The organism is Dyadobacter pollutisoli, assembly GCF_026625565.1.
Lineage (GTDB): Bacteria > Bacteroidota > Bacteroidia > Cytophagales > Spirosomataceae > Dyadobacter > Dyadobacter pollutisoli.
This window is the reverse complement of record NZ_CP112998.1, coordinates 6,808,079-6,820,603: the sequence shown is the minus strand read 5'-3', so window position 1 is coordinate 6,820,603 and position 12,525 is coordinate 6,808,079. Positions and strand designations below refer to the sequence as shown.

General features: G+C 46.5%; 9 protein-coding genes. 5 read left to right on the top strand and 4 right to left on the bottom strand.

Annotated elements, in window-relative coordinates:
- Positions 1-12 precede the first annotated feature (12 nt).
- Positions 13-831, top strand: a complete 819-nt coding sequence (locus ON006_RS28270; protein ID WP_244821546.1) for an HpcH/HpaI aldolase family protein — start codon at positions 13-15, stop codon at positions 829-831.
- Position 832: 1 nt separating this feature from the next.
- Here the strand turns inward: ON006_RS28270 and ON006_RS28265 are convergent, their stop codons facing one another.
- Both ON006_RS28265 and ON006_RS28260 read right to left on the bottom strand, forming a co-directional pair.
- Complete coding sequence (locus tag ON006_RS28265) at positions 833-1,816, bottom strand: nucleoside hydrolase (RefSeq protein WP_244821545.1); 984 nt, start codon at positions 1,814-1,816, stop codon at positions 833-835.
- Between the two features lie 109 nt (positions 1,817-1,925).
- Positions 1,926-7,313 carry a S8 family serine peptidase gene (locus ON006_RS28260; protein WP_244821544.1) on the bottom strand — a complete coding sequence of 1,796 codons (5,388 nt, stop codon included), beginning with the start codon at positions 7,311-7,313 and terminating at the stop codon, positions 1,926-1,928.
- 265 nt (positions 7,314-7,578) lie between these two features.
- Between ON006_RS28260 and ON006_RS28255 the strand changes: the two genes are divergently transcribed.
- Positions 7,579-8,352 (top strand): shikimate dehydrogenase family protein, encoded by a 774-nt coding sequence (locus ON006_RS28255; RefSeq protein WP_244821543.1) that lies wholly within the window; start codon positions 7,579-7,581, stop codon positions 8,350-8,352.
- Here ON006_RS28255 and ribD read toward each other — a convergent pair.
- Entirely contained in the window at positions 8,349-9,416 is a 1,068-nt protein-coding gene (gene ribD, locus ON006_RS28250; RefSeq protein WP_244821542.1) for a bifunctional diaminohydroxyphosphoribosylaminopyrimidine deaminase/5-amino-6-(5-phosphoribosylamino)uracil reductase RibD, read from the bottom strand. The genes ON006_RS28255 and ribD overlap by 4 nt on opposite strands.
- 91 nt (positions 9,417-9,507) lie before the next feature.
- Between ribD and prmC the strand changes: the two genes are divergently transcribed.
- Together prmC and ON006_RS28240 are read left to right on the top strand one after the other, a co-directional pair.
- Positions 9,508-10,368: a peptide chain release factor N(5)-glutamine methyltransferase gene (gene prmC, locus ON006_RS28245; RefSeq protein WP_244821541.1), complete on the top strand. Its 861-nt coding sequence runs from the start codon at positions 9,508-9,510 to the stop codon at positions 10,366-10,368.
- A 39-nt stretch (positions 10,369-10,407) separates the two neighbouring features.
- A complete protein-coding gene (locus ON006_RS28240) occupies positions 10,408-11,361 on the top strand; it encodes an AAA family ATPase (RefSeq protein WP_244821540.1) in 954 nt (317 codons plus the stop codon).
- A 1-nt stretch (position 11,362) separates the two neighbouring features.
- Here the strand turns inward: ON006_RS28240 and yidD are convergent, their stop codons facing one another.
- Complete coding sequence (gene yidD / locus ON006_RS28235) at positions 11,363-11,572, bottom strand: membrane protein insertion efficiency factor YidD (protein ID WP_244821539.1); 210 nt, start codon at positions 11,570-11,572, stop codon at positions 11,363-11,365.
- A gap of 50 nt (positions 11,573-11,622) precedes the next feature.
- Here yidD and lgt point away from each other — a divergent pair, with 50 nt between their 5' ends.
- Positions 11,623-12,453: a prolipoprotein diacylglyceryl transferase gene (gene lgt / locus ON006_RS28230; protein ID WP_244821538.1), complete on the top strand. Its 831-nt coding sequence runs from the start codon at positions 11,623-11,625 to the stop codon at positions 12,451-12,453.
- The last annotated feature ends 72 nt before the right edge of the window (positions 12,454-12,525 follow it).

Here is a 12,525-nt window from a genome sequence, read left to right as displayed (position 1 = left end):
ACAAAATTGACTATGGAATCCCCTTTGACATTGCTTGACAAACTGAAAAGCGGCCGGAATGTTTACGGCACCTGCATTACTTCTACCGGGCCAATGTGGCCTGCTACTATCAAAAAAACCGGGGTGGATTTCGTATTTCTGGATACCGAGCATGTGCCACTGGGAAGGCCGGAGCTGGCCGTTTTATGTCAGCAATTCCGGCATCTGGGCATTACACCTATTGTCAGGATTCCTTGTCCGGATCCTTTTCTCGCTTGCCAGGTGATTGATGGCGGAGCAATTGGTGTGGTGGCGCCATACCTGGAATCGGTGAGTCAAATTCAGGAACTGGTAGGTGCTACCAAATACCGTCCGCTCAAAGGAAAGGTGCTTGACGGTTATCTGACAGGCAAAATCGAAATGCCTGAACACATTAAAAAGTATGTCGATAAGCACAATGCGGGCAACATCTGCATTGCCAACATTGAAAGTGTGCCGGCAATGGACAAGCTTGATGAATTGTTGTCTGCCCCCGGATTGGACGCTGTGTTTATCGGCCCACACGATTTGTCGGTAAGCCTGGGACTTCCTGAACAATATGACCATCCCGACTTCGAAAAGGCAGTTACTTACATTATTAAAACGACGCGTGCCAAAGGTCTTTCAATCGGCATTCACTTTTCACTGGAACCGGAAAGGCAGATACAATGGATGAAGGTAGGGGCGAATATCGTTGTCCATAGTTTTGATATTGCCCTTTTTACCCAAAGACTAAATGAAGACCTCAACAAAATCCGCACTGCAGCGGGCGATGGTATTCTGAAAAAAGACGGATCGGCAATGATTGTTTAAATCACTTTTTTCCCTCCCACATCATCAGTCCTTCGATCAGCGCGGTAAGCTGCGGTACTGGCATATTGGGAGTCAGATAGGCGTGCGGCCCCATTGGGTCGTCCTGCCATTTGTTGTTACCGCCTTCTAAAATGATCTTTCCTCGCTTCAATCCAAAGTAGGGTTGAACGCCCCGAACGCCGACCAGTACAGCAGTCTGGTCCCAGCTCATGCGTCCGCCAGCGTCATTTTTACCCAGTGGGATAGCCATGGCATATACTTCCTTCACCGGACTGACCAGGCTTTCGTTAGCTATCACCCGCAGACCAGTCCTGATTTCGTTTCCAATTTCAAATCCGCTGAAAATGATTTCAGTAGGCCATTCAGCAAAGACTTTCGCGGAAGCCACCGAATCCACCAGCACATTGTACTCGCGACCTTGTGGAAACCAGCCAGCCATTGAAACGAGTTGTTTTACCTTCTTTTTGACCAGGCTGGCACCCGAAAGCTGCGAATTATTATCGGGCTTAGAGTCCAGCAAATCTGCAAGATTGGTAAGGAAGCCAACTGTTACGATGGTTACACTTTGATCAGGCTGTTTGGCCAATATCTTCCGGTAAGTCTCGACTGCGTCAGGAGCGTCAGATGTTTTGGCTATTTTATGCGGGTATTTAGCTGCCAGCATTTCCGGCCATTTCTGGAATGCGCCAAAGTTGGCGGCTTTTCCTTTTGGAGCGCCGGTGGGTAAATCCGGCCTGCCGAAATATGTATTTAGTATTTCAATGGTGGGTATTACCAATTCATTTTGGTTGGAGGAAATTACCGCCAGCGGCTTAATCTCACCTTTATCAGCCAATGCGTGCATGACGGCCATCGCGCCTACGTCGTCATAATCAGGACCAATATCCGTATCCAGGATCATTGAATTGGCAGCCCTGCCACCGATTTGGGCTGATACCTGCGAAAATGTAAATAAAAAGAGGGCAAATAAAACTCTATGCATCATGATCGTTGACAATAATTTCTCAGCAAGACTAACGATATATTCGTCCATTCCATTCGTTCTGCTGCAATTTCAGTCAATATTTTTCTAAAATTTCTTCATCAGCCATCTACTAATCTTTCAACATCTGAAATACCTGCTTATTCTTTCCATTCACAACTTCCAGCACATACTTTCCCTGTACAAACTGCGAGCCCGACAGGTCGATCTTTTGTTTCTGCAAAAAGCCGGTAGCTAATGATTTTGTGGATTGAAAAATATGACCATTCAAGTCATACACATGCAGTGAAACCTCTCTTCCAATGTCCGCCTGGTACATTATGTAAAAGACCCCAGCTGACGGGTTAGGATAAACATTCCACTCTTTCTGCTCCTCGAAAACCACTGGTCTAACTCTCGAATAAGCATAAGTACTATCGTTATCCACCATTTTTAACCGGTAGTAGCGTGCGCCGGATTTTAAATTGTCGGTATCCATGAAAGTATAACTCCGGTTGCTTTTCGAACCGCTACCACCTAAGATCTCCCCTATTTTGGTAAAATCATTGACCCGATAAGCCTCATTACCCACTGCCAGCTCAATGTCGAAATGGTCAAAATTCTCTTCTGAGCTCGTTTCCCATTCCAAAAGCACATCTTTATCTGAGCCTTCACCCGGCTTTTTCCTTGCATTGAAACTGACCAGTTCCACAGGCAATGCACCGCTGTTACCCACGAATTTTTTAGACAGCCAGAACTCAGAGAAATTTTTGATCTTGAATTCAGTATAATACCCTTTGTCGTATGGCACAATGTCTAGTTCTGAAGCCGGAATAAAACTCCAACCTCCTTCTGTGCTGTTTGCAATAGAGCCGTCCTCCTTGCTTACGTCGGTATGCCTATACTTGGAGACGCCCAGTTCGTAAGCCGTTTCAGGTTTTCCACAAATAGCACAACCGGTTGCCGCAATCAAAGCCTCGCTTTCTGTTTCAAGGAAATACAATCTTACTGTGGCAGAATCGGCAAGATTAATATTCGCCGGCTTGATAGTGAAATTCCTGTTGAGATAATACTCGCTATTTGCATTTCTGACGCCTGAGGTATTAATGTAGGTCTGCACAGCTGTGTTGCCCAGGTTCTGGTTATTTGGGTTAATGGACGCTACCAGCTTTCCGTTTTGCTTAAAATGCACCCAGTTTTTACCTCCGTTAACATTTTGGGATACCGGCAATGCCATCGTCGCCTCGTCGTAAATAATACTGGCTTTGTCATAAATGTGAATGTCGTCCAGCGCTATTCCCTCCCTATGAGTGAAAGAGTCAGAGACCAGGACAAACCGTATTTTGAGATTGGTCAAACCGGTCGGTAGCGGAACGCTCGCCACATGCCAGCGGATATAGTCCTGGATACTCCACGCACCGGCTCCCGCATAAGTTTTGTTATACCAGTTTGTCCCTTGCCCTTGAACCCCCAGCCGTGTCCATGAACCGCCATTTCCGGAATATTCCACGTATACAAAGTCACAAGGCGTAGGATCGCAGACTTCCAGGTCCAACACAACGCTGAAACTCAATGTAGGTGCTACCAGCCCGGTCACTTCGAAGCATGGCGAATACAAATAGGACTCTTCCTTATCGTTGTGAGAACCGGCCAGATTGGTTTTCCAGACCTTACTGCCACTCGCCGCCGTTTTGATCACCGCCGAAACCGGGGTACCATATTGCCAAGAACTGTTTGTTCCTCTACTATACCAAAAACCATTGTTAGCCTCGAAATTCTCGATGTAAGGAAAGCTGCTGATCACTGGCGCATTGTACAATTCGAGATAAACACTGTCGTTATCGTGGTAACTATCTGTTTCCAAAGCAGCCCAAATCTTGATCTGCCGCTCTCCCAATGCCGAAAGGTCTGCCTTATCCGTAAATGTGTAAGAAATCGTGGTCCGCTTGGCAATGGACGGGATCGTATCCTGAATAATGGCACCATTTCCAAGACGGTAGTTAACCGGCACATTAGCAATGTCCCTGGCCGAGCTGTTCCGGATCTGGACGATAATGGATTCTGAATTTCCAAGCCCGCAATTGGCGGCGGCGGGCTGCACCAGGCTCAGCATCTGAATGTCGTCGGTGACCGTAAATATTTTGATATCATCAAAAGTATAGCCCGCGCCGGCAGAATAATCGGCGGTGATCATCCTCCCCCATTGCCCCATCCGCACCTGAAAGCTGGACGAAAAATCCTTGCCATTTGCGGATAGCAAACTACTTACTTCAATGCCAGCGGGTGTTTTGTAACCTTCCTGAGCTATTTTTTGATTGGCAAAAAGATCATAGGCTTCTATCCACGGATCCGTATCTTTCCCTCTGATCCATACCTTATTATTTACATTGGATTTTTGTCCGTGATTCTTATAACTGAAATTCAGCCGGATGTCGCTGCCCGCAATGTTGTAGTTCGAAAGATTGAAAGTAGCGTCCAGATAATTGGTATTACCGCCGGAAAAATATCGGTTTGCATCCAATGTCAGTGCCCTTTGTCCTGAATTAGCAAGGCCTGTATTTACGAAAGTCCTGACACGACCCGCGTCCGAGGTCGCCGAAAAATCGTACCGTCCGTCACCCTGCAGGCCAATCTGGTTGGTTACCACCGTCTGCACCGGCAGGTATTCCATATCATCGAGAAATGGTAGTGAAATCGGATCATTGGGCAGCTGTCGGAATGTTTTAACAAGTGTATCGTTCTTGCTGACCGGATCATTGCTTTTATGAATGTAAACTTTCAACTTATAGTCACCCACATTGAACATATTAGCCCCAACGCTGAATGTATGGTCGTAGCTTTTTCCCTTTTCGATAAAAGGCGTGATCGTTTCCACCGGTATTGAGCTGCCATTCAATTCAAGACCCACATCCACGGGGTCATTGGAATCCACATCGTCCAGGTTTTTGATCCTGATCTTGACAAAAATTGCATTGCTAAGCTGAGAGGAACTGTTGGTTCTCCCGGAGCCGGTCGGCGTCAGAATTGATTCGATTTTAAGGTCATGGTCCGAAATAGTACCAACACAGGTTCCATTGTCCGGTTTACGGGAAATCGCGAGCGCACGCCTACCAGGGTGACCGTTCAGTCTTGCTCGTACGGAAAGCAAGTATGTAGAGTCCTTACTGAGCCCTCCCAAAACAAAATTGTTGCCCGCGGTAGTACCTGCAGAAACCATCTCATTTCCTTTCAGGATCATTACTTCATAATCCGTCGAACCGGTCACAGCCGTCCAGTCAATAGAAATGTATCCCTCACACTGCAGGCTCGATAATGTTACCGTCGGGATGCCCACAACAGTAAATATATCGCTGATACTTTCTGCTCCGGTGCTGTTCTGTATCACTTTCACCCTGACGCTATCCGATGTCGTGGCGGCCGGTATCGTCCATGCCAACTGGTGGGTTCCGGCGATCAGGTTATTTCCTATGGTTGTCCAGGGGTTTCCGTTTTTCAATCGGTACTGAACAGTAAATGTACTGGTAGTATTGCCAAAAGCGTCCCAGTTGATATTGATCGCATCACCGTCTTTGAGACGCTCATTTCCAATAGGATACGTTAATGTCAGCGAGTTTGGAATGATGTCATAAACAATAAAATATTCCTGTTCGGGATTCTGGGCTACGGATGTACCCAGTACGGAAATCTTGTAATTGCCCTCGACGGGACTGTTAATCACTACTTGTTCAATGTTGTTGACGTTATCAACACCAGTACCGGCTACATTGTTGACTTTGGAAGGCGTGGGGTCCAGCAACCGTGGCAATATTACTTTCGAGGACGGATTGGTCACCTGCAGATCCAGGTTATGAACCAGGTTCTGGCTCGATAAAATACCTCCCGCCGGGTCATTCCAGTACAGCATTACCTTCAATTGGGCTGTATTGGCAGGTATAGCAATGTTGATATCCTTTTTGCCAAGATTCGAAACCACATCGCTTGTATAACTCTGGGCTTCCAGCATTTTGATGGAACGGAGAAGATTCATCCATCCGAACCCATATTTGTAATCCGGGCCGTCGTTGCCTTTATCGGTCGCTCCATTACAAATCAATGCCTTCATTAAACCGTTTTTCGGATTCGCATTCCCGTTAAGCTGGCGGTAGCGCTGATACAACAGCGTAAGCCCACCAGCCACCGCGGGCGACGACATACTTGTTCCTCCACTATTTCCGTACAGATTTACAGGGATCGTTGACATTACTCCCGAACCTTGGGCACATACCTCGGGCTTGATACGGCCATCACGTACCGGTCCTCTACTTGAACTATTGGCGATCACACTTGTCTCCGAAGTATTCCCAACACTAAGAATATTTTTAGCCGTCTGGTAGCCGGCTAGTACGGTCCCAAAGCCTAGTGCAAAAGGCGAACACGTAGTACTCCCATTATTCCCGGCGGCGAACACGTGCTGTAAGGAGGGTAATTGAAGAGCCTGTTGATCCAGAATGGATGAATAAAGGTCATAAACCCCGAAAGTTTCACAGTTGTTGACATCCCCGCCGTAAGAATTGTTGGTGATCACCATTCCAAAATCCTGAACATATTGAGGCGAATAGGCGAGGATGTTCGAAAAGCTTTGAGCGACAATGGTAGCTTTGGGCGCATATCCTGAAAACCTTTCGTTCATAATTCCAGCACCGCCAAGCGTTCCCATCACATGCACCCCGTGCGCACCTATCTCAGTTGAATTCCTGTTTATAATGCGACTGTTAATGTCAATATGCTGTAATGGATTGGCGTCATCGCCAACCCCCACAACCACTCCTTCACCAGTCAAATTTCTTCCTCCCGGAGTCGAAGAATGCAAAATATTAGCACGTGCATTCGAGGTACTTTTGTTGTTAAAGCCCTTGTCTGCCTGAGGTATCGCCTGCACATATTGAATGTATGGCTGGCTGGCGAGTTCCTTAAGCCTTTCGGTGGGAATGCGAAGTGCTACTACCTGGTAAGCTTTGTATTGGTCCGAAATCAATTCAAAATTCTGTTCTTTGAGGCCGTCCCTGACTTCTTCAAACGAAAATGTTCGGGGATAGTTGATCCACACATCTACGGTGCCCGGGCTTTTGACTGCATGTACCGGTATCCGGCCATTTGCCAGGCCCGGCTGCATTTTTTGTTCCGGCGAAAGCTCAATAACTGACCTCCCCTTCATTCTGGCCAGTATGCCCTGGCTCCCCTGATTAGCAATTGTTGCGGTGTAAGCGTAGTTAGGAATGTAGTCCAGCAGTTCAATACCTTCCTTTTTTAACTGGCCTCTCTCCTCTTGTGTAGGTATGTTTTCAAATTGTATGATCACAAATCGCTTGACGCCCCCGGATGTTCTGAGGTTAATGCCTTTTTCTATCCCTGAAACATTCCTTTCCGGCGTAAATGAACCGCTTCGCAGCAGTACCTTATAATCCCGGGCGACCTGCCCGTTTACTGTCGCCGAAAAAAGTATAAGTAAGGGTATCGAATGATAGAGGTTTTTCCATTTCATAATAATTAGCAACTGATACGAGGTAGTAATTCTACTTTATTTGTAGCGATTATACAACTAAATTAAGGTTTTGTTTAATACAATTTATTATTGAAATATAACTAATTTGTAACCTAGCTTAACTAATTAAGCAAATCGTTAAAAGTCAGTGCTTAACTATACCTCTTATACGTAGGAATGCACTATGGTCACATTAAAATTCTTGTAATTACATAGGTACTGGCTTAACTTAGCGTTTTTTCAAGTTGTACCTGCATACAGCAATATGGATTTATACGGTTTAATCGGATACCCCCTCACGCATTCCTTTTCCAAGCGATATTTCACAGATAAGTTTACCAGAGAGAAGATCAAAGAGAGCAGCTATGAGCTTTTTGAAATGAAATCACTGGAAGAACTGCCCGCCCTTTTGAAGAAAAAGACGGATCTAAGAGGGCTGAATGTGACCATTCCATACAAAAAAGACGTAATCGCCTACCTGGACGATCTGGATGATGCTTCCGCAGAACGTATTGGTGCCGTCAATACCATTAAAATTTATGCTGACGGCAGTACCAAGGGTTTTAATACCGATTACTATGGTTTCCGTCAATCCCTCGTCGAGTGGCTCGACCGTCGTGGTGAGGCTTGCAGCAGTTTCAAAGCATTGGTACTGGGCAATGGCGGTGCGGCCAAGGCGGTGCAGGTCGCTTTACAAGACCTGGAAATGGAGTACACGCTGGTTTCAAGACAAAAAAGTGAAGACTCGCTGCTTTACGAAGAACTGACTGAAGAGATTATGGCGTCGCACCTGATGATCATTAATACTACACCGCTGGGTACATTCCCTAATACTGAAGAATGTCCTTCTTTACCTTATCAATGGGTAACCAAAAGACATTATCTGTACGATCTGGTTTACAATCCGGCCGAAACATTGTTTTTGAAAAATGGTGCAGCAAACGGGGCTGCTACACAAAACGGGTTGAAAATGCTCGAACTGCAAGCCGAAAAAGCATGGGAGATCTGGACGAATGAAGAAAACCTCTGGAGTGTTTAAATTTTGGAATAATACGTCCACAAGTCATCCTGAACTTTTTCCGAACCGGTAAGCGTACCTCTTGGTGTGGGTGCAACTACGCCTTCACCGAGTTTCTGCGCACCCTGGCATCTTCTGATCTCGTCCCAAAGACCTGCATTCAGAAATGCATTGATAACCGCCGCTCCGCCTTCCACAAATACCGATTGAATGCCCCGACTGCGCAAACCTTCCAGTAACTGCGCGATTTCGTTGTCGCCAGGCACTATTTGCAGGTAACTCGTGCCGGGAGTTCCGTTGTATCTTTCCGGTTCCCCGCTGAATGTACTCTGCTTTTCGTAGTTCACAACATCGGTATGCTGTGAGCCGTCAAACAAATGGAGGTGGTTCGGAAGCCGCAAATATCTGTCCAAAACGATCCTGACAGGGTTTCTGCCAGACCAGTGCCGGACATTAAGCTTCGGGTTATCCAGCAATGCTGTTTTATATCCGACCAAAATCGCGTCTTCTTCCGCTCGCCACTGATGTACTCGCATATTGGAAAGCGGGCCGCTGATCCGGACCTGCGCACCTATGGCGCTACCTAAAAAACCATCGGCCGTTTCCGCCCATTTCAAGATCACATAAGGTCTTTTCTCCACCATGGATGTAAAAAACCGCTTGTTAAGCGCCAAACCTTCTTCTTCCAGCAGCTTTGTTTCAATCTCAATGCCTGCGTCGCTCATTCGGCGCACGCCCCGGCCCGAAACCAATGGATTGGGGTCGTCATTGCAAATCACCACTCTTTTCAATTTTTTACGGATCAATAAATCCGCGCATGGAGGCGTTTTGCCTGTGTGTGAACACGGTTCCAGGGTTACATAGGCGGTGGCATGTTCCAATAAATGTCCGTTACCTTTTTCCTCCGCGTCTTCTACCGCACGCACCTCGGCATGAGGCCCTCCATACTGACGATGCCAGCCTTCGCCAATAATTAGTCCGTCATGAACGATCACACAGCCCACCATAGGATTGGGGCTCACGTTTCCGCGACCATAACCGGCCAGGTGCAATGCCCGTTTCATCCATTGAATATCTGCCTCCATGCGGTAAAAATACAAACCTCCTTTTAAACTCAACTTTCGTGAGTTCCTATTATTTGCTAACTTTCCGACATTGGAATAAAAAACACTGAAAATGACTTCGGCACGCCAGCTATATCAATACATTCTAAAAGGCATTAAAGTATATCCGGAAAAAGAGGCGCAAGCGATAACATTCATGTTGCTTGAGCATTTCATGAGACTTCGCAACATTGATGTCCTGGTTGACCGGCCAGTCCCTGAAACCACGGCCCAGCCTGACTGGACGAGTATTATTGAGCGACTTAACAACAATGAGCCTGTTCAACATATCATTGGCTCCACAGAATTTTGCGGCCTCGAATTCAGGGTATCTTCCTCCGTGCTAATCCCCCGTCCAGAAACCGAAGAACTGGTTAGAATGGTGACGCGTGACTATGCCGAGCCTGACAAAAACATCTCAATCCTCGACATTGGAACCGGAAGTGGCTGTATTGCCATTGTACTCGCGCGTTTTTTACCTCACGTGTCCGTTCATGCATGGGATGTGTCGGACGAGGCATTGGAAGTTGCCAAAGAAAATGCACGCCAACTGATCGCAGACGTGACTTTTGCGAAGCAGGATATGCTCAATGTAACTTTCCCGCTGCCTGGAAATATCGTTCAATTCGATTGCCTCGTGAGTAACCCGCCTTACGTTACTTACTCCGAAGCGGAGAATATGCGGCCTAATGTACTGCGCTTTGAACCACATGAAGCATTATTTGTAGAAGATAATGACCCGCTACTTTTTTATAAAGCCATTGCCGATTTTGGAATTCACCATTTGAAACATGGCGGTAAATGCTACGTGGAAATCAACGAACATTTCGGCGCCGAGACCAAAAAGGTTTTTGAAGAGAGGAATTACAAAAATGTGGAAATCCTGCGCGACATTCACGGAAAAGACCGGTTTGTAAGAGCGATCTGGAAATAAATCCTCATGCGGCTGGAATGCTATTAGAAACCTGAATCAATGTATATAGAAAAAATAAAGGAAGTACTGGAAGAAATGGGCAAGGTTGTTGTGGGGCAGGACAAATTGCTCAACAGGCTGCTGATAGGGCTTTTTACAGGAGGCCATATCTTGCTGGAAGGTGTTCCGGGCCTAGCCAAAACCCTCACGATCAATGTGATGGCCAAAGTACTTCACCTTGATTTTAAACGTATCCAGTTCACGCCCGACCTTTTACCGGCGGATTTGATCGGTACCATGATCTACAAACCAAAGATCGGGGATTACGAAGTCAAAAAAGGGCCGATATTCTCTAATATTATATTGGCCGATGAAGTGAACCGCTCACCTGCCAAAGTGCAGTCCGCATTATTAGAAGCCATGCAGGAAAAACAGGTGACGATTGGTGACGAAACCTACCTGTTGGACCGTCCATTTGTAGTACTGGCTACACAAAACCCGGTAGAGCAGGAAGGAACCTACCCGCTTCCCGAGGCACAGATCGACCGGTTTATGATGAAAGTCTACGTCGATTATCTTGATAAAGCGAAGGAACTGGAAGTGATGCGTCGCATGTCCGACATTAACTACGACTACCAGATCAGGCCGATCCTGAACAAGGAGGATATTTTTGCTATCCGTGACAATGTCAATAAGGTCAACATTTCGGATACACTTGAAAGATATATCATCGAACTCGTTTTTGCGACCCGCCGTCCGCTCGACTACGGTTTGCGCGACGAGGCGCGTTACATTCAGTTCGGAGTTTCACCCCGCGCTACTATTTATCTGAACCGTGCCGCCAAAGCACTCGCTTACCTGGAAGGAAGAGATTATGTATTGCCCGAAGATATTAAAGAGCTCGCACCGGACATTATGAACCACCGGATCCTGCTGAATTATGAAGCGGAAGCGGATGGGGTACGTACGATGACGATCATTGATTCTATTCTACGGAAAGTCGCGATCGGATAACTTATGGTACCGGGTCGTGGCCGTGACCGCCCCAGGGATGGCATCTGGCTATCCTTTTCAATCCCATCCAGCCTCCCTTTATTGCACCATGCTTTTGCACCGCCTGAACCATATATTGCGAACAAGTGGGTGTATACCGGCAGGAATTGGGCAGGTAAGGCGACAGCACTCCCTGGTAAATCCGGACCAGCCCTATGAGTAAAAATTTCATTTCTCTTCTTGTCTCAAAGTAGTATATTTGACAATTAACATCACAAACGCATGATTTCGTATATTCTCTGGGACGCCAGTCCTGAAATATTTACTATTCCCGAATTCCTTGGCTTTGGCCCCTTCCCTGTTCGCTGGTACGGTCTTCTTTTTGCACTTGGTTTCCTGATCGGACAGCAAATTATGATCCATATCTTTAAAAAAGAAGGAAGATCCCTCGAAGATATTGATGCGCTGACACTTTACATGGTTTTATCGACTGTAATCGGTGCGCGCGTGGGTCATTTTCTTTTTTATGAACCCGAAGTGCTTTTCAAAAATCCCATGGAGGTAATACTGCCTCCTTACGCCGGCTTAGCAAGTCACGGAGCTATTATCGGGATCATTACCGGGCTCTGGCTTTATTCCAGGTCACGGCGGGCCTCGGGGCAAACGTTCTTTTGGGTTGCCGACAGAATGGTGATCACCATTGCCCTGGCAGGTGCGTTTATCAGATTTGGAAACCTCATGAATTCCGAGATCGTCGGCAAACCGACCGATGTGCCTTGGAGCTTCATTTTTGTACACAATACCGAGTTCAGGCAAATACCACGCCATCCCGCGCAGCTTTACGAATCCATTTCATGCTTCATACTGTTTTTCGTCCTATTGTGGATCTGGAACAAATATAAGGCTGCTACTCCGCGTGGCTTATTGGTGGGCGTGTTCTTTATCTGGGTCTTTACGCTGCGATTTATCTATGAATTTTTCAAAGAAAACCAGGAGGCTTTCGAGGCCAATTATGCGCTCAATATGGGCCAGATCCTGAGTATTCCCGCAGTACTTCTCGGCATTTATTTCATTATTAATTCAAGAAATAATCCGGTGAAGGAGGTAAGCTAAAATAATGTTCTGCTACTCGCGCAGTAGGTATGTATCAATGGTTTGTTTTCATTAAATTGAATTCATATTTGA

Bases quoted from the DNA above. Each gene is read 5' to 3' on its own strand.
- ON006_RS28270 (WP_244821546.1), top strand. From the start codon at position 13: ATGGAATCCCCTTTGACATTGCTTGACAAACTGAAAAGCGGCCGGAAT.
- ON006_RS28265 (WP_244821545.1), bottom strand. From the start codon at position 1,816: ATGATGCATAGAGTTTTATTTGCCCTCTTTTTATTTACATTTTCGCAG.
- ON006_RS28260 (WP_244821544.1), bottom strand. From the start codon at position 7,313: ATGAAATGGAAAAACCTCTATCATTCGATACCCTTACTTATACTTTTT.
- ON006_RS28255 (WP_244821543.1), top strand. From the start codon at position 7,579: ATGGATTTATACGGTTTAATCGGATACCCCCTCACGCATTCCTTTTCC.
- ribD (WP_244821542.1), bottom strand. From the start codon at position 9,416: ATGGAGGCAGATATTCAATGGATGAAACGGGCATTGCACCTGGCCGGT.
- prmC (WP_244821541.1), top strand. From the start codon at position 9,508: ATGACTTCGGCACGCCAGCTATATCAATACATTCTAAAAGGCATTAAA.
- ON006_RS28240 (WP_244821540.1), top strand. From the start codon at position 10,408: ATGTATATAGAAAAAATAAAGGAAGTACTGGAAGAAATGGGCAAGGTT.
- yidD (WP_244821539.1), bottom strand. From the start codon at position 11,572: ATGAAATTTTTACTCATAGGGCTGGTCCGGATTTACCAGGGAGTGCTG.
- lgt (WP_244821538.1), top strand. From the start codon at position 11,623: ATGATTTCGTATATTCTCTGGGACGCCAGTCCTGAAATATTTACTATT.